The sequence below is a fragment of the Rugamonas sp. GW822-FHT03B10 genome (assembly GCF_058801745.1).
The window spans coordinates 1-17394 of the sequence record NZ_JBXANP010000029.1; the positions used below are offsets into that span (position 1 = coordinate 1).

17 protein-coding genes are annotated in these 17394 nt (G+C 65.7%); 10 read left to right on the forward strand and 7 right to left on the reverse strand.

Features of this window, described 5'->3' with window-relative positions:
* Positions 1-1450, reverse strand: a 1450-nt coding sequence (fliF, locus tag AC1RQG_RS26195; protein WP_493136070.1) for a flagellar basal-body MS-ring/collar protein FliF, incomplete at its 3' end; no start/stop codon positions are given.
* 18 nt (positions 1451-1468) lie between these two features.
* Positions 1469-1813, reverse strand: a complete 345-nt coding sequence (fliE, locus tag AC1RQG_RS26200; RefSeq protein WP_493136072.1) for a flagellar hook-basal body complex protein FliE — start codon at positions 1811-1813, stop codon at positions 1469-1471.
* Between the two features lie 594 nt (positions 1814-2407).
* Here fliE and AC1RQG_RS26205 point away from each other — a divergent pair.
* From AC1RQG_RS26205 to AC1RQG_RS26235, 7 genes are read left to right on the forward strand one after another with little or no spacing between them, the layout of a single operon-like run.
* Positions 2408-3277, forward strand: a complete 870-nt coding sequence (locus tag AC1RQG_RS26205; RefSeq protein ID WP_493136073.1) for a FliM/FliN family flagellar motor switch protein — start codon at positions 2408-2410, stop codon at positions 3275-3277.
* Between the two features lie 2 nt (positions 3278-3279).
* A complete protein-coding gene (locus AC1RQG_RS26210; protein ID WP_493136124.1) occupies positions 3280-3654 on the forward strand; it encodes a FliM/FliN family flagellar motor switch protein in 375 nt (124 codons plus the stop codon).
* On the forward strand, positions 3651-4427 hold the full coding sequence (fliP, locus tag AC1RQG_RS26215) for a flagellar type III secretion system pore protein FliP (protein WP_493136075.1): 777 nt from the start codon (positions 3651-3653) through the stop codon (positions 4425-4427). Before AC1RQG_RS26210 ends, fliP begins: the two co-directional genes overlap by 4 nt.
* A gap of 12 nt (positions 4428-4439) precedes the next feature.
* Positions 4440-4712 carry a flagellar biosynthesis protein FliQ gene (gene fliQ / locus AC1RQG_RS26220; RefSeq protein ID WP_182214079.1) on the forward strand — a complete coding sequence of 91 codons (273 nt, stop codon included), beginning with the start codon at positions 4440-4442 and terminating at the stop codon, positions 4710-4712.
* A 21-nt stretch (positions 4713-4733) separates the two neighbouring features.
* On the forward strand, positions 4734-5516 hold the full coding sequence (locus AC1RQG_RS26225; protein WP_493136077.1) for a flagellar biosynthetic protein FliR: 783 nt from the start codon (positions 4734-4736) through the stop codon (positions 5514-5516).
* Positions 5509-6648 carry an EscU/YscU/HrcU family type III secretion system export apparatus switch protein gene (locus AC1RQG_RS26230; RefSeq protein ID WP_493136079.1) on the forward strand — a complete coding sequence of 380 codons (1140 nt, stop codon included), beginning with the start codon at positions 5509-5511 and terminating at the stop codon, positions 6646-6648. Before AC1RQG_RS26225 ends, AC1RQG_RS26230 begins: the two co-directional genes overlap by 8 nt.
* Positions 6645-8732, forward strand: coding sequence for a flagellar biosynthesis protein FlhA (locus tag AC1RQG_RS26235; RefSeq protein WP_493136081.1), 2088 nt, complete (start codon positions 6645-6647; stop codon positions 8730-8732). The genes AC1RQG_RS26230 and AC1RQG_RS26235 overlap by 4 nt, the downstream gene beginning before the upstream one ends.
* A 93-nt stretch (positions 8733-8825) precedes the next feature.
* On the opposite strand, the gene AC1RQG_RS26240 is transcribed toward AC1RQG_RS26235, so the two are convergent.
* The 3 genes from AC1RQG_RS26240 to AC1RQG_RS26250 form a co-directional block, all read right to left on the reverse strand.
* Positions 8826-9746 (reverse strand): hypothetical protein, encoded by a 921-nt coding sequence (locus tag AC1RQG_RS26240; protein WP_493136083.1) that lies wholly within the window; start codon positions 9744-9746, stop codon positions 8826-8828.
* A gap of 100 nt (positions 9747-9846) precedes the next feature.
* Entirely contained in the window at positions 9847-10725 is an 879-nt protein-coding gene (locus AC1RQG_RS26245) for a flagellin N-terminal helical domain-containing protein (protein WP_493136085.1), read from the reverse strand.
* A gap of 242 nt (positions 10726-10967) precedes the next feature.
* Entirely contained in the window at positions 10968-12596 is a 1629-nt protein-coding gene (locus tag AC1RQG_RS26250; protein WP_493136126.1) for an electron transfer flavoprotein-ubiquinone oxidoreductase, read from the reverse strand.
* Positions 12597-12794: 198 nt separating this feature from the next.
* Here AC1RQG_RS26250 and AC1RQG_RS26255 point away from each other — a divergent pair, with 198 nt between their 5' ends.
* Positions 12795-13607 carry an SDR family oxidoreductase gene (locus tag AC1RQG_RS26255; RefSeq protein ID WP_493136087.1) on the forward strand — a complete coding sequence of 271 codons (813 nt, stop codon included), beginning with the start codon at positions 12795-12797 and terminating at the stop codon, positions 13605-13607.
* Positions 13608-13664: 57 nt separating this feature from the next.
* On the opposite strand, the gene AC1RQG_RS26260 is transcribed toward AC1RQG_RS26255, so the two are convergent.
* Positions 13665-14228: a LuxR C-terminal-related transcriptional regulator gene (locus AC1RQG_RS26260; protein WP_493136089.1), complete on the reverse strand. Its 564-nt coding sequence runs from the start codon at positions 14226-14228 to the stop codon at positions 13665-13667.
* Between the two features lie 160 nt (positions 14229-14388).
* Here AC1RQG_RS26260 and AC1RQG_RS26265 point away from each other — a divergent pair, with 160 nt between their 5' ends.
* Together AC1RQG_RS26265 and AC1RQG_RS26270 are read left to right on the forward strand one after the other, a co-directional pair.
* On the forward strand, positions 14389-15084 hold the full coding sequence (locus tag AC1RQG_RS26265) for a CoA transferase subunit A (RefSeq protein WP_493136091.1): 696 nt from the start codon (positions 14389-14391) through the stop codon (positions 15082-15084).
* A gap of 30 nt (positions 15085-15114) precedes the next feature.
* Positions 15115-15765, forward strand: coding sequence for a CoA transferase subunit B (locus tag AC1RQG_RS26270; RefSeq protein ID WP_493136093.1), 651 nt, complete (start codon positions 15115-15117; stop codon positions 15763-15765).
* A gap of 131 nt (positions 15766-15896) precedes the next feature.
* Here AC1RQG_RS26270 and AC1RQG_RS26275 read toward each other — a convergent pair whose 3' ends face one another.
* Entirely contained in the window at positions 15897-17240 is a 1344-nt protein-coding gene (locus AC1RQG_RS26275; RefSeq protein ID WP_493136095.1) for a dicarboxylate/amino acid:cation symporter, read from the reverse strand.
* Between the last annotated feature and the right edge of the window lie 154 nt (positions 17241-17394).

Here is a 17394-nt window from a genome sequence, read left to right on the forward strand (position 1 = left end):
GCGGGCCTTCGAACGCTTCGAGGAAGATCTCCAGCGCGTCCGGCGGGATGTAGAGGTCGGTCGGCAGGCGCAGCAGCAGCAGGTAGCCGAGCAGGGCGCCGACGGCGTACATGATCCAGGCGCTGAAGTCGACCACGTTGTCGCGCTCCTGCCACCATGGCGTGATCGGCGCCTTGGGCGGGAAGTTCATGGCCGACACCACCAGCTGGTCGCCGCGTTCGGCGTCGATGCCGAGGCCGTTGCGCAGGATCTTGTCGATGTTGGCGATCTCGGCGGGGCTCCAGCCGGTCTTGGGGAACGGCGCGGCGGCCTGGGCCAGCACCACGGCCACGCTCAGCTTCTGCAGGCGGCCGCGGCTGCGCTTGGTCTGGATGATGCTGCGGTCGTACGCGTACTGGCGGGTGGTGGCGTTCTTGTGGGCCGTGCCGTCGCCCGGCGGGGTGGCGTCGCCGGGCTTGGCGGCGGCGGCCGGGTCGGCGGCGGCCACCGGCGGCCGGTTCGACAGCGTGCCCGGCACGCCCATCACGAGCCGGTTGCGGTCCTGCTCCTCGCGCATGGCCTCGCTCGTCACCTTGGGGTCGGCGCCGTATTTCTCGACCGTCTCCTCGACCTTGTCGTTGTCGACGGCGGCCGACACCGACAGGCGGAAGTTGTCCTCGCCGATGATGGGGCCGAGCAGGTTCTTGACGTTGGCCTTGACGTCGTCCTGGTAGCGCTTGCCGTTCTCGCCGCCGGCGTTGCTGGCGTCGAAGCCTTCGCTCAGGTCCACGTGCGACGACAGCAGGTTGCCGTTCTGGTCGACCAGGCTCACGCGCTGCGGGCTCAGGCTGGCCACGCTGCCGGCCACCATGTTGACGACGGCGGCGATGGCCTCGGGCGACATGGTGTGGCCGGGCTTGACGGCCACCACCACCGAGGCCGACGACTTCTCGCCGTCCGACGACACGAACGAGGTCGACTTGGCGATCGACAGGTGGACGCGGGCGTGGGCGATGGCGTCGAGCGTCATGATGGACTGCGCCAGCTCGCCCTCGAGGCCGCGGCGGAAGCGCACGTCCTGCACGAACTGCGACACGCCCAGCGGATCGTTCTTGTCCATCAGCTCGAGGCCGGCCGGCAGCTGGGCCGTGACGCCCTTGGCCGCCAGCAGCATGCGCACCTTGCCCAGCATGCTGCCGGGCACCAGCACCTGGCCGCTGTCCGGATGCAGGCGGTAGGGGATGTGGTCGGTGTCGAGCACGCTCATCATGTCGGCCGCGGCCACCTTCTCGTGGGCGCCGAACACGGGCTTGTAGGACGACTGGTCGCTCCACAGGTACATCAGCACCATGGCCGTGATGCCGATGGCCAGCAGCAGCATCGGATACAGGTTCTTGAGCACGGTGGGGGGGACGGCGGGCACCGGGTTGGCGCGCCAGCGCCCGAAGGCGGACTTGAGGGTGTCGATCACGTTGTGGCTTCCGCAGGCTTACAGGGGGAGTTTGATCAGTTCGTCGACGGCGCCCATCACCTTGTTGCGCACTTGCATCAACATGGAGAACGACAGGCTCGCTTCCTGGCTGGACAGCATGGCGCCGACCAGGTCGTCGCTCTTGCCGGCGTCCACGTCGGCCATGCGCTGGGCGGCCAGGCGGTCGTCGTCGTTGACCTTGCCGACGGCGTCGTGCATGGTCTGGGCGAACGAGAAAGTGGGCTGGGCGTGGCCGGCGCCGAACTGGGCCGCCGGCGCGATCGTGGCGTGCGCCAGCTGGTCGGCCGCGTTGGTGAGTGACGCCAGGTCGGCCTGGATCAGGGTCGAGATCGTGTTACTCATCTTGCCACCTCCATTCGTGCATCGTTGGTCACGCATCGTTACCATAGCCAGAATGCCCGCCGGCAGCAAGCGCCAAGTGCGCGGCCGTTGGGCGCTCTCAGCTCCGGCGTGCTGCACGTCCGGTGTCCGCGTTGTGCGGGCGTCGGACGGCTGGAACGGTTGCGTCGGTTAATGTCTGACACGGCGCTCGGAACGGGTGTCCGGCCGCCGTGGTCATCGCCTTGATTTCGCGCAGGGAACGGCGCCGCCACGGCTGGCGGCCCGCCATTCCGTTTCTCTTGAGTAGAAACTATTCTTGCAAGGAAAATACCGTTATAAATCATCTATCAAGCCGCGATATGCGCTGTAATCGGTGAGAAATGGCGGACGCCTTGCGCAGGCTGCGCCAAGCTTACCCGTCGGCAACTTTCCTGTAAAGCCCCAATGACGATTAAAATATTGATTCTTGGAAAGATCATGAAATATCATGTATCCTATGCTACCGAGATCGTCCTACTTAAAGTACGATATACCTGACGGCCGCCATCCCCGGGGACGGCGGCCGGGCGCGCCGGCCCGCGGGCCGGCATGGGTGCGTTCCGACGAGACCACTAGATGACTACCATGAAACAGACTGCGCCGTATCAAGTGCTCGACCCCTGCCTGCTGGGCCGGCCTGTGCATTTGCTGCACATTTTCGCGGCCCAGTTGCGCGACGATCTGGCCCAGGCCATGCGGCTCAACATGAACCGCCGCTACTGGGGCGCGTTCCAGGTGGAGGACGTGGCCTTCAGCCGGCTCGAGGGCCATGAGCCGCGCACGCGCTGGCTGAGCTTCGCCGCGCCGGCCGGCAGCATCGCGTTCTCGCTCGAGCGCAAGGTGCTGCTGAGCGTGCTCAACTTCCGCTACGGCCGCAACAAGAACGACGCGGCCGCGCCCGTCGACGAGAGCGCCGTGCGGGTCACGGCCACCGAGGAGCGCCTCGCTGTGGTGCTGGGACAACAGCTGGCCGGCACGCTGGCCGGGCGCATCGAGCTGAACCTGCCGGTGTCGGACAAGGCGGCGCTGGCGCCGGCCGACGAATTCAAGCCGGCCACCGGCAACCATCCGCCCAAGGGCACATGGATCATCACCGTCACCGTGAGCGAGGGCGAGGGCGAGGGGGCCACCCGCGGCCGCTTCTGGTTCGCGCTCGACAAGAGCCTGATGGCCAGCGTGCTGCGCGGCCTGCTGCCCGAACGGGACCAGGCCAAGAAGAACAAGAGCGCCGGGCCACTGGCGCAGCGTTTGCAAGTGGGGCTGCAGGGCCGGCTGGTGAGCAAGGAGGTGGCGCTGGGCAGCCTGTTCGACCTGCAGGTGGGCGACATCATCCCGGTCAGCCTGCACCGCGCCGATGTCCTGCTCGACGATTCACGCCTGTTCACGGCGGCCGTCACGGAGCACAAGGGCAAACTCTGCTTAACCTCTTTTGAAGATGTCGAATGACCATGATGAATATGAACGCCAACACCCCGAGCGATGCCCTGCTGGAGGATTTGTCCGATGAGATGATCATCGACCAGGTCGGCGGCGAGCTGCACGACGCGCCCGAGCCCAAGCCGCGGCGCGACCTGCCGCAGATGATGCGCAAGATCCCCGTCACGCTGACGCTGGAGGTGGGCTCGGCCCGCATCTCGCTGCAGGAGCTGATGGCCATCGGCCCCGACAGCGTGGTGGAACTGGACGTGCTGGCCGGCGAGCCGCTGGTCATCAAGGTCAACGGCACGGCCATCGGCCGCGCCGAGGTGGTGGTGGCAGGCGAGAATTACGGGCTCAAAGTGATCGACCTGGACGGACTCAATCTCGACATGATGGCGCCATGACGTGGTGCCCGACGTGGCCGGCGCGCCGGCGCCGGTTTCCGGCGCTGGCGGCCGCCGGTGTCGCCCTGTTCTTGCTGTGCCGCTGGGGGCCGGCCCAGGCCGTTGACCTGCTGGCCAATGTGGTGCCGGGGGCCAAGACCGAACTGACGGTCAAGACCCAGATCCTGATCATCATGACCTTGCTGGGCTTGCTGCCCGTGATGGTGATGATGATGACCAGCTTCACCCGCTTCGTCATTGTGCTGTCGCTGCTGCGCCAGGCGCTCGGTCTGCAGCAGGGCCTGCCCAACCGCATCGTCACGGGCGTGGCCCTGATCCTCACGCTGCTGGTCATGCGCCCGATCGGCGACCAGGTGTGGACGGAGGCGTTCGTTCCCTACGACAAGGACAAGATCGGCCTCGAGGAGGCGCTCAGGATCGCGGAGAAACCCGTGTCGCGCTTCATGCTGGCCCAGACCAGCAAGGCCGCGCTGGCCCAGATCGCCCACTTGGCCGGCGAGGACAAGGTGGCCACGCCGGCCGAGCACGCGTTCACCGTCAAGCTGGCCGCCTTCGTGCTGTCGGAGCTGAAGACCGCGTTCCAGATCGGCTGCATGCTGTTCATCCCCTTCCTCGTGATCGACCTGGTGGTGTCGTCGGTGCTGATGGCGATGGGCATGATGATGCTGTCGCCGCTGGTCATCTCGCTGCCGTTCAAGCTGCTGCTGTTCGTGCTGGTCGATGGCTGGACCCTGACCGTCAACACGCTCGTGACGAGCATCCAGGCTTACTGACAGGCGGACCCCATGCTCACTCCTGAAGTCGCCGTCGACCTGATCGTGGAAGCGCTGCACATCGTGATGCTGCTGGTGGTGCTGCTGGTGGTGCCGGGCCTGGTGACGGGCCTGCTGGTGGCGCTGGTGCAGGCCGCCACCCAGATCAACGAGCAGACCCTCAGTTTCCTGCCGCGCCTGCTGGTGACGCTGCTGGCCATCATCCTCATGGGGCGCTGGATGTCGGGCTACCTGATGGATTTCTGCGTCTCGATCTTCCAGCGCGCCGCCACCCTGGTCGGCTAGCGCCGCCCGACGATACCGCCGATGGAACACCTCCTGGACCAGCTGCTGCCCATGCTCAACGCGCTGTGGTGGCCGTTCTGCCGCGTGCTGGCCATGCTGACGGCCGTGCCGGTGCTGGGCGAGGCCGTCACGCCGGTCACGGTGCGCATCCTGGCGGCGCTGGTGCTGGCCATCCTGATGCTGCCGCTCACGCAAGGGGCGGCCGTGATCGACCCGCTGTCGCTGCAGGGCGTGCTGGCCACGTTCGAGCAAGCCATCATCGGCGGCGTGCTGGGGCTGGCGTTCCACTTCGCCATGTCGGTGATCGGCGTGCTCGGCTTCCTGGTGTCGTCGCAGGTCGGCTTCTCGATGGCCGTGATGAACGACCCCATGAACGGCCAGTCGTCGGATGTGGTGTCGGCGCTGCTGTCCGTGCTGGCCATCATCGTGTTCTTCTCGATCGACGGCCACCTGGTGGTGGCGGCCGTGATCGGGCAAAGCTTCAAGGCCTGGCCGCTGGGCCACGGCTACGGCCCGCTGCTGCTGCAAAGCGTGGCCTACAACGCGGCCTGGATCTTCTCGGCCGCCATGCTGCTGGCCATGCCGATCGTGTTCTCGACGCTGGTGGTGCAGCTGGGCTTCGGCTTCCTGAACCGGGTGGCGCCCACGCTGAACCTGTTCGCGCTGGGCTTTTCCGTGATCACCCTGTTCGGCCTGCTGATGCTGGGCCAGGTGGTGCGTTTCGTCCCCGAGCACTATGTGCGCATGACGGGGCAGGTGCTGGAACTGATCCGGCAACAGATGCAGGCGGCGGGCCATGGCTGAATCGAGCACCGGCGACAAGACAGAAAAGGCGTCACAGCAGAAGCTGAAGAAGTCGCGCCAGGAAGGGCAGGTGGTGCGCTCGCGCGACCTGTCGACGGCGATCGGCATCCTGGTCAGCCTCAAGCTGTTCGTCTACCTGCTGCCGTCCTACCTGCGCCAGTTCGAGGCCATCTTCCAGCTCGGCTTCGCGCCGCTGGGCAGCGCCGGCGCGATCGACAACGCGCTGTCGGTGGTGTTCGGCGAAGCCATCTGGCTGCTGGTGCAGATGGTGCTGCCGCTGTTCGTGGTGCCGCTGTTCATCGTGCTGGGCGCCATGGTGCCGGGCGGCTGGGTGATCAGCATGAGCCACTGGGAGCCGAAGCTCGAACGCCTCAGCCCGGCCGCCAACCTGGGCCGGCTGTTCTCGTCCAAGCATGGCTTCGAGCTGCTGGTGTCGATCGGCAAGGCCGGCGTGCTGATCTGGGTGCTGGTGCACGTGGCCCGCTCCACCGTCAAGGATTACACCCAGCTCGAGCACATGGCCATGGGCCAGGCCATGCTGGCCGGTTCCAGCCTGATGCTGGACGGCTTGATGTCGCTGGTGTCCGTGTTTATCATCTTCGCCGTGATCGACGTGCCGGCCCAGGCGTATTTCTTCGCCAAGAACCAGCGCATGAGCAAGCAGGACATGAAGGAGGAGCACAAGAGCAACGAGGGCCGGCCCGAGGTGAAGAACCGCATCCGCCAGTTGCAGCGCCAGCTGGCCCGCCGCAGCGCGCGCAAGACCGTGCCCACGGCCGACGTGGTGATCGTCAACCCCGAGCACTACGCGGTGGCGCTGAAATACGACCTGAGCAAGGCCGAGGCGCCGTTCGTGGTGGCCAAGGGCGTGGACGAGATGGCGCTTTACATCCGCCAGCTGGCCGTCGAATACAAGATCGAGGTGTTGCCGCTGCCGCCGCTGGCGCGCGCCATCTACAACACCAGCCAGGTCAACCAGCAGATCCCCGTGCAGTTGTACCAGGCCGTGTCGCAGGTGTTGAACTACGTGCTGCAGCTGCAGGCATTCCGTACTGGACGGCGCGCCGTCCAGCCAGCATTCCCTAACGAGGTGGTCGTTCCACCAGCAATGAGCGAGGTCGTCCCCACATGAATTTCCTGAACCGCCTGGTCGCCGAAGCGCGGCGCCACAAGTTCGCCACCCCGGCCTTCCTGATGGTCGTGCTGGCCATGATCATGCTGCCGCTGCCGCCGACGGTGCTCGACATCATGTTCACCTTCAACATCGTGCTGGCCTTGATCGTGATCCTGGTCAGCGTGACGGCAAGGCGGCCGCTGGACTTCTCGGTGTTCCCGACCGTGATCCTGGCCACCACCATGCTGCGGCTGACGCTGAACGTGGCGTCCACGCGGGTGGTGCTGCTGCACGGCCACGAGGGCACCTCGGCCGCCGGCCTGGTGATCGAGGCCTTCGGCAAGGTCGTCATCGGCGGCAACTTCGTGGTCGGCATGGTGGTGTTCGTGATCCTGATGATCATCAACTTCGTGGTCGTCACCAAGGGCGCCGAGCGGATCTCGGAAGTGTCGGCCCGCTTCACGCTGGACGCGCTGCCGGGCAAGCAGATGGCGATCGACGCCGACCTCAACGCCGGCCTGATCAACCAGGAAAAAGCCCAGGCGCGCCGGCTGGAAGTGGCGGCCGAGGCCGACTTCTACGGCGCCATGGACGGCGCCTCCAAGTTCGTGCGCGGCGACGCCGTGGCCAGCATCCTGATCCTGATCATCAACATGGTGGGCGGGGTCGCCATCGGCGCCCTGATGCACGACCTCAGCTTCGGCGACGCCTTCCGCCAGTACGCGCTGCTGACCATCGGCGACGGCCTGGTGGCCCAGATCCCGGCGCTGCTGCTGTCGGCCGCCGCCGCCATCCTCGTCACCCGCATCAGCGACGCCGGCGACTTCGAACAGCAGGTCGGCAGCCAGCTGCTGGCCTCGCCGCCGGTGATCCTGTCGGCGGCCGGCATGATGTTCGTGTTGGCCCTGGTGCCGGGCATGCCATGGGCCATGTTCCTCACCTTCGCCGCCGTGCTGGCCTATGTCGGCTACCGGCTCAACCAGCGCGTCAAGCAGCCCGAGACGGACGCGCTGGCCGCGATCGAGGCCGCGCTGCGCGAGGAGAAGGTGGCCGAGCTGGACTGGCAAAGCCTGCCGGCCGTGCAGCCGCTGCAGGTGACGCTCGGCTACAAGCTGGTGAGCCTGATCGACAAGGCCCACGGCGAGCCGCTGGCCAAGCGGGTCAAGGGTGTGCGCCAGAGCCTGTCCGAGGCGATGGGCCTGCTGCTGCCGCCGATCACCGTGCGCGACGACCTCGGCCTGAAGCCGTCGCAGTACGCGGTGGTGTTGTCGGGCAGCGTGGTGGCCCAGGCCGAAGTGTTCCCGGACCGGCTGATGGCGATCCCGTCGCCCAATGTGTACGGCCAGATCGACGGCATCCCCGGCGTCGAGCCGGCCTACGGCATGCCCGTCACGTGGATCGAGCAGGGCGAGAAGGCCAATGCGCTGGGGCTGGGCTACCAGGTGGTGGAGGCGCCCAGCGCCATCGCCACCCACCTGTCCAAGCTGATCCGCGAATACCTGCCGGAACTGTTCCGCCACGAGGACGTGCCGGCCATGATGGAGCGGCTGACGGCGCTGTCGCCCAAGCTGGCCATGGCGCTCGACAAGGCGCTGACCCACACCCAGATCCTGCGGGTGTTCCGCGTGCTGCTGGCCGAGAACGTGTCGCTGAAGGACATCGTGCCGATCGCCACCACCCTGGTCGACAGTTCCGAGACCACCAAGGACCCGATCCTGCTGGCGGCCGAAGTGCGCTGCGCGCTGCGGCGCCAGATCGTCACCGGGCTGTTCGGGCAGAAGACGGAGATGCTGGCGTTCAACCTCGGTGGCGAGCTGGAGAACATGCTGCTCGGCTCCCTGAACCAGGCGCGCCAGGGCGGCAAGGTGGTGCTCGACAACTACCCGATCGACCCGCACCTGCTGGCGCAATTGCAGGTGAACATGCCGGTGGCGCGCGAGCAGATGAAGCAGCAGGCCACGCCGCCGCTGCTGCTGGTGTTGCCGCAGATCCGGCCGCTGCTGGCCCGTTACGCGCGCCTGTTCGCGCCCGGGCTGCACGTGCTGTCCTACAACGAGATTCCCGAGAACCGCGAAGTGAGCATCATCGGCACGGTGGGCTAAGCGCGCGCCGCACAGCAAAACCGGGGTCAGGTCATACCGCCGAGCAAGTCGAGCGACTTGCTTGGCGGTATGACCTGACCCCGGTTTGCCGGACTACAGCTCGTCCGGTGGCAAGGGGTGGGACAGCAGCACGGCCACTTCGGCCATGGCCTTGAACAGGGCCGGGGTGAGGGCGGCCAGTTGCGCCCGCTCGGGATGGTGCTGGGCCGCCAGCGGAATGTCGCGCGCCACGCGGCAGCGGATGATGGTCAGGCCGGTCCGGCTGATCGTGGCGGCCAGCTGCGGCAGCATCTCGCGCATGTGCTGCAGCGCCGAGTTCTGCTGCGCGCCCACTTCCAGCACCACGCCGCCACCGAGCGGCTCCATCTGGATCACCACCCGTCCTATGCCGGGCAGCATCAGTTCCAGCCGCAGCGCGATGCGCGGCCCGCGCCGGCGCGGGTGTTCATCGTCGCCTTCCTGGTCGCGGTTCACCACGCGCAACACCAGCTGCTCGGCGCCCCACGCGTAGACGGCGAAACGCCATGGTTCCAGCTCCGTCACCAGCGGCGCCGCGCCGCGCCCTTCGCGCAGCACGGCCGGGGTGTGGTCGGCCATGAACAGGCTGGACGGGACATGCTGGCCCTGCGCCTGCTCCTGCAGGGCGGCGCGCTGCTGGGCGTAGCTGTGCACCATGACCAGCCAGGAACTGGCCATGCTGGAGGTGTCGGGCGCGGCCCACACGAGCTGGCGCGACAGGAACACCTGGTTCGGATGCATGGCGGCCGGGTCGGCCGCGTCGGGGGTGTCGGTGGCCAGCTGGGCGGCCAGGGTGTCGAGCCCGGCGCGCGGCAGCGGCAGGCTTTCCGGGGCGTCGGCCAGCAGTTCGACGGCGCCCGGCGTGGCGGGGGCCAGCGGATAGTCGCCGCCGCCATCGCCCCCGGTGGCCGGCCCCGTCTGCGGCTGGGGCAGCGGGGTGGGGCGGTCCGGCACGCTCAGCGGCGCGGTGGTGGGTCCGATGCGGTCGAATGCCATGGTGCTAACTCGCGTCTAGCGGGCCAAAAAAAAGCCAACCGGATCGCCGGTTGGCTCCTGTTGCGCCTGCCCGCGCACGGCGGGCAGGGCGTCACTGCGATTATTGCAGCAGGGACATAACCAGCGACGAGGTGCTGTTCGACTGCTTCAGCATCGCGGTGCCGGCTTGCAGCAGCATCTGGCTCGAGGTCATGTTCGACGATTCGGTCGCGAAGTCGGTGTCCATGATACGGCCGGTCGCGGCCTTGGTGTTGGTCGAGATGTTCGACAAGTTGTTGTAGACGTGGTCCAGGCGGTTCGAGATCGCGCCCAGCTTCGAACGCAGCGCGCCGACGGAGTCGATGGCGGTGGCCAGCTTGTCGATGGTGGTGTTGGCCGAGCCTGCGGCGGTCAGTTCGGTGCCGCCGGTCGAGGCGACGCCGGCGGTGCCGTCGTACAGGGTGGTGGCGGCGGCCAGGTCGGTGTGCACCTGGGTCAGTTCGGTGACGACGTCGCCGGTCATCTTCTCGCTCGAACCTGCGCCGATCTGGAAGTCGACGGCGGTGAACAGCTTGCCGGTGCCGTTGGTCAGCAGCGCGGTGCCGCCGAACTTGGTGTTGGCCATGATGTTGCTCAGCTCGCTGGTCAGCGAGTCGAATTCCTTCTGCATCGCGGTCTGGTCGTTGGCGGTCGACGAACCGTCGGCGGCCTGGGTGGCCAGGTCTTTCATGCGCATCAGGATGTTGGTGGTCTCGTCCAGCGCGCCTTCGCCCGTTTGCAGCATCGAGATCGAGTTCTGGGTGTTGCGCATCGCCACGGCCATGCCGCTGGTCTGGGCTTTCAGGCGGGTGGCGATCTGCAGGCCGGCGGCGTCATCCATTGCCGAGTTGATGCGGAAGCCCGTGCTCAGGCGCGTCTGCGAAGTCGACAGGCTGCCTTGGGTGCGGGTGATCGAGTTCTGGGCGGACAGGGCCGCTGCGTTGGTGTGAAGGCTCAGCATGAAATAACTCCTGGTAGGTGGATTCAGTTCGGAGCATCGGACTCTTTGTGCTCTCCCAAGTACAAGACGACCGTTTCGGATGGGACATTAAATTCCATGTGGAAATTTTTTGAAAATAATTTGTAACGGTCGCGGCCGCCACCTTCCCACCCCGCGAGTATGGCCGCTTTCCGGACCGCGCGGCGAAAAAAAACAGCGCGGGGTGCAAGCACGCCGCGCTGTCTTTCTGGAAACTATCCCGCTTACATGTTCGGGTAGTTGGGGCCGCCGCCGCCCTCGGGCGTGATCCAGACGATGTTCTGGGTCGGGTCCTTGATGTCGCAGGTCTTGCAGTGCACGCAGTTCTGGGCGTTGATCTGCAGGCGGTCCTGGCCCTCGTCGGTCTTGACGAACTCATACACGCCGGCCGGGCAGTAGCGCGCTTCCGGCCCCGCGTACTTGCGCAGGTTGACGTCGACCGGCACGCTGGCGTTCTTCAGCGTCAGGTGGATGGGCTGGTCCTCGGCGTGGTTGGTGTTGGAGATGAACACCGACGACAGGCGGTCGAAGGTCAGCTTGCCGTCCGGCTTGGGATAGTTGATCGGCGCGAAGTCGGAGGCCGGCTTCAGGCACTCGTGGTCGGCGTGGCTGTGGTGCAGCGTCCACGGCGCCTTGCCGCGGAACACGATCTGGTCGATGCCCGTCATCACGGCGCCCACGTACAGGCCCATGTTCAGGTAAGGCTTGACGTTGCGCGCCACGTGCAGCTCCTCGTGCAGCCACGATTGCTCGAAGGCGACCGGGAAGCTGACCAGCTCGTCGTGCTGGCGGTTCTCGCCCAACGCCGCGAACACCGATTCGGCCGCCAGCTTGCCGGACTTGATGGCCGCGTGCGAACCCTTGATGCGGCTCATGTTCAGGAAGCCGGCGTCGCAGCCGATCAGCGCGCCGCCGGGGAACACCAGCTTGGGCAGCGATTGCAGGCCGCCGGCCGTGATCGCGCGGGCGCCGTAGGAGATGCGCTTGCCGCCCTCGAAGAAGCCGCGGATGGCCGGGTGGGTCTTGTAGCGCTGGAATTCCTCGTACGGCGACAGGTAGGGGTTCTCGTAGTTCAGGCCGACCACGTAGCCGACCATGACCTGGTTGTTCTCCAGGTGGTACAGGAACGAGCCGCCATAGGTTTTGCTGTCCAGCGGCCAGCCGGTGGTGTGGATCACCAGGCCGGGCTGGTGTTTGGCCGGGTCGATCTCCCACAGTTCCTTGATGCCGATGCCGTACGATTGCGGATCCTTGCCCTTGTTCAGGTCGAACTTGGCCATCAGCTGCTTGCCCAGGTGGCCGCGCGCGCCTTCGGCGAACAGCGTGTACTTGCCGTGCAGTTCCATGCCGAGCTGGAAGTCGGGACCGGCTTCGCCGTCGCGCTTGACGCCCATGTTGCCGGTGGCCACGCCCTTGACGGAGCCATCATCGTTGTACAGGATCTCGGCGGCGGCGAAGCCGGGGAAGATCTCCACGCCCAGCGACTCGGCCTGCTGGCCGAGCCAGCGCACCACGTTGCCGAGCGAGATCACGTAGTTGCCGTGGTTCTCGAAGCAGGCCGGCAGCGCGAAGCCGGGCGTGCGATAGGCCTTCTTTTCGGTCAGGAACAGCACGCGGTCTTCCGTCACCTCGGTGTTGAGGGGCGCGCCCAGTTCCTTCCAGTTGGGGATCAGCTCGGTCAGCGCCTTGGGGTCCATCACGGCGCCCGACAGGATGTGCGCGCCCAGTTCGCCGCCTTTTTCCAACACGACGACGGACACTTCCTGGCCTTTTTCCGCGGCCATCTGCTTGATCCGGATGGCGGCCGACAAGCCGGCAGGGCCGCCGCCGACGATCACGACGTCATACTCCATCGCATCGCGTGGGCCGTACTGTTCAACTAGGGTTTGGGGCTGGGTCATGGTGTGTTCTTATGAGGAGGAGAAAAAAAATTTAGCACGAGTGTGCTTCTTTTTGCTGCCGAATGCAACGCCGGCGACATTTTGAGGCACATTATTAGATGCTGCAATCTAATACTGGCAAATTGTGTAATCATTACGCCAGCATCGCGCATGCGGTGCGTCATCACCAAACACAGGGAGCAGCTCGTGGGGATAGAAGTCAATTTTGAGGGGAAGATCGCGTTGATCACCGGCGCCTCCAGCGGCCTGGGCGCGCGCTTCGCCAAGGTGCTGGCCCAGGCCGGCGCCCAGGTCGTGCTGGCCTCGCGCCGCACCGAGCGGCTGAAGGAGTTGCGGGCCGAGATCGAGGCCGACGGCGGCGCGGCCCACGTGGTGGGCCTCGACGTGACCGACTACGCCAGCATCAAATCGGCCATCGCCCATGCCGAGACGGAGGCCGGGCCGATCGACATCCTGGTCAACAATTCGGGTGTGTCGACCACGCAACGGCTGGTCGACGTGACGCCGGAGGACTACGCCTTCATCATGGACACCAATCTGCGCGGCGCGTTCTTCGTGGCCCAGCAGACGGCCAAGCGCATGATCGCGCGCGCCAAGGGTGATCCAAAAAAACAACACCGCATCATCAACATCGCGTCGGTGGCCGGCTTGCGCGTGCTGCCGCAGATCGGCGTGTACTGCATGAGCAAGGCCGGCGTGGTGCAGATGACCAAGGCCATGGCGGTCGAATGGGGCAAATACGGCATCAACACCAACGCCATCTGCCCCGGCTACATCTCGACCGAGATCAACGAGGATTATTTCGCCAGCGAGCAGGGCCAGAAACTGGTCAACATGCTGCCGCGCAAGCGGCCCGGCAAGCCGGAGGATCTGGACGGTTTGATGCTGCTGCTGGCCGGCGACGAATCGCACTTCATCAACGGCGCCATCATCTCGGCCGACGACGGCATGCTGGCCATGTGATCCCAAAACCGGGGTCAGGTCATGCACGAGCGCATGACCTGACCCCGGTTTGCGCCGCTAGGCTTGCTGCAGGCCCACCAGCTTGTGCACCAGTTCGGACGAGGTGGCGGCGCTGAATTTGCGCATCAGCTTGGCGCGGTGCATCTCCACCGTGCGCGGGCTCAGGTCGACCTGGCGCGCGATCACCTTGCTGGTCTTGCCTTCGACCAGCAGCGCCGCGATTTCCCGTTCGCGCGCCGTCAGTTCGGCCGTCACCGGCCGCTTCTCGCTCACGTCCTCGAAGGTCCAGATGCCCGGCCCCAGCGGTTCGTTGGGCTTGAGCGCGTGCCCCGTCACGTGGCACCAGAACAATTCATCGTTGGCGCGGCGCATGATGCGCTCGTCCGAATAGCGGCCCTTGGCGTTCATGATGGGGATGATGCGGTCGCCCGTGCGCAGGAATTCGTCCATGGTCGGATACAGGGCGCGGAACGACAAGCCCTGCAGCGCCTCCCGCGGGTAGCCGAACATGGCGGCCAGCGCCTCGTTGCAGGCCTGGATCACGCGGTTTTCGGAAATGCACATGCCGACCGGCGCATGCAGGAAGATGGTCTCGTAATCGATGGCGGGCGGTACGTTCATATGGGCGAAATCAACTCGGCTGGCATGAAAACAGCGTAAAAAGAGGCACGGCGCGCCGGTAGTTCTACGGTATTGTGCTTTTGAAGGGCGTATTCTATGCTCATACGCTCTTCGCGCACTACCGCGAGCGACACAGCTTATCAAAAGAAAAGGGACACGTATGAATAAAGTTTATCCCGATGCCGCCGCCGCCCTGGCCGGTATCGTCCAGGATGGTCAAACCATCGCCGTCGGCGGCTTCGGCCTGTGCGGCATCCCCGAGGCCCTGATCGGCGCGCTGCGCGACACCGGCGTGAAGGGCCTGACGGCCATTTCCAACAACGCCGGCGTGGATGGCTTCGGCCTGGGCCAGCTGCTGGAAACGCGCCAGATCCGCAAGATGATCTCGTCCTACGTGGGCGAGAACAAGGAGTTCGCGCGCCAGTACCTGGCCGGCGAACTGGAGCTGGAATTCACGCCGCAGGGCACGCTGGCCGAGAAGCTGCGCGCCGGCGGCGCCGGCATCCCGGCCTTCTTCACCAAGACGGGCGTGGGCACGATCGTGGCCGAGGGCAAGGAAATCCGTGAATTCGACGGCGAGGCCTACGTGATGGAGCGCAGCCTGGTGGCCGACGTGTCGCTGGTCAAGGCGTGGAAGGCCGACAAGGCCGGCAACCTGATCTTCCGCAAGACGGCCCGCAACTTCAACCCCAACGTGGCCATGGCCGGCAAGATCACCGTGGTGGAAGTGGAGCAGCTGGTCGAGACGGGCGAGATCGACCCGGACCAGGTGCATCTGCCCAGCATTTTCGTGCACCGCATCGTCGTCAACGCGACGCCGGAAAAACGCATCGAACAGCGCACCGTGCGCGCCTGAGCGCGCCACCACAACAAGACGGAGATTACTATGGCATGGACTCGTGACGAAATGGCCGCGCGCGCGGCGAAGGAATTGCAGGACGGATTTTATGTGAACCTGGGCATCGGCTTGCCCACGCTGGTGGCCAACTACGTGCCCCGCGATATCGAAGTGTTCCTGCAGTCGGAGAACGGCTTGCTCGGCATCGGCCCGTTCCCGACCGACGCCGAGGTGGACGCCGACCTGATCAACGCCGGCAAGCAGACCGTGACGGCCTTGCCCGGCGCCGCCTACTTCAGCTCGGCCGACTCGTTCGGCATGATCCGCGGCGGCAAGATCAACCTGGCCATCCTCGGCGCGATGCAGGTGTCCGAGCATGGCGACCTGGCCAACTGGATGATTCCGGGCAAGATGGTCAAGGGCATGGGCGGGGCGATGGACCTGGTGGCCGGCGTCAAGCGCGTGGTGGTGCTGATGGAGCACGTGGCCACGGCCAAGGACGGCAGCACCTCGCACAAGTTGCTCAAGCATTGCGACCTGCCGCTGACGGGCGTGGGCGTGGTGGACCTGATCATCACCGACCTCGGTGTGATGGAGGTGACCGGCAAGGGCCTGAAGGTGACGGAACTGGCGCCGGGCATCACCAAGGAGCAGATCCAGGCCGCGTCGGACGTGGAATTGGATCTGTCGGCCGTGTAAGCGGACTGGTCGGCAGGAAAACAAAACGGCGCGCCATGGGCGCGCCGTTTTGTTTGGCGTGTGCCTGCACATGCCAACAAAAAGGCCCCGCGCCTTGCGGTGCGGGGCCATGCCGTTGAAGCGGCGGAGGATCAGCGCTGGACGGCCTTCACGCCGGCTTCGCCGTAGGCGGGGTAGGCGGCCGAGCCGGGTTGGGCCAGTTCCGCCTTCAGGCGGTCATGGTCGAGCTCTTTTTCCCAGTTCGACACCACCACGGCGGCCACGCCATTGCCCACGAAGTTGGTCAGGGCGCGGCATTCGCTCATGAAGCGGTCGATGCCGAGGATCAGGGCCATGCCGGCCACCGGGATGGTCGGCACCACGGCCAAGGTGGCGGCCAGCGTGATGAAGCCGGCGCCGGTGATGCCGGACGCGCCCTTCGAGGTCAGCATGGCCACGCCGAGGATGGTCAGTTCCTGGCCCAGCGTCAGGTCGGTGTTGGTGGCCTGGGCCACGAACAGGGCGGCCATCGTCATGTAGATGTTGGTGCCGTCCAGGTTGAACGAGTAGCCGGTGGGAACCACCAGGCCGACCACGGACTTGGAGCAACCGAGTTTCTCCAGCTTGCTCATCAGCGAGGGCAGGGCGCTTTCCGACGACGAGGTGCCGAGCACGATCAGCAGTTCTTCCTTGATATAAAGGATGAAGCGGCCGATCGAGAAGCCGGTCAGCTTGGCCACGGTGCCCAGCACGATGAACACGAACAGGCCGCAGGTCAGGTAGAACGAACCCATCAGCTTGGCCAGCGGCAGCAGCGAGGCGATGCCGTATTTGCCGATGGTGAAGGCCATGGCGCCGAACGCACCGATGGGCGCGACCTTCATGATGATGTTGACCATGCCGAAGATGGCCGTGGCGATCTCGTCGATCAGGCGCGTCACCGGCTTGCCCTTCTCACCCATGAGCGAGAGCGCGAAGCCGAACAGGATGGCCACCAGCAGCACTTGCAGGATCTCGCCCTTGGCGAACGCGTCCACCAGCGTGTTGGGGATGATGTTCATGACGAAGTCGACGGTCGACTGCGACTTGGCCTTGACGGTGAATTCCGCGATGGCCTTGGTGTCGAGCGTGGCCGGGTCGGCGTTGAAGCCGGCGCCGGGGCGCAGGATGTTGGCCACGAACAGGCCGATCACGAGCGCGAAGGTCGAGACCACCTCGAAGTACAGCAGCGCCTTGCCGCCCACGCGGCCCACTTTCTTGACGTCCTGCATGCCGGCGATCCCGGACACGACGGTGCAGAAGATCACCGGCGCGATGATCATCTTGATCAACTTGATGAAGCCGTCTCCCAGCGGCTTCATGGCGACGGCGTTGGCGGGCAGGAAGTAGCCCAGCAACACGCCGCAGGCGATCGCAAACAGCACCTGCACGTATAGTATTTTATAAAACGGCTTTTTCACGGCGACTCCTCGTGGCGGGTAATTTGAGGAGCCCATGATGGATGAAAGGTTCAGTTATCACCATTGTGGTTAACCGCAAATCAGCGCGGTGATAACTGGGGGCGGGGCGGCCTGTGGCGTAGCCGCCACGGCAGACTTGCGCATCCGGGGCAGACCCTGATGCCGCTAAGTTGAGTGGTGGGAATCCGGG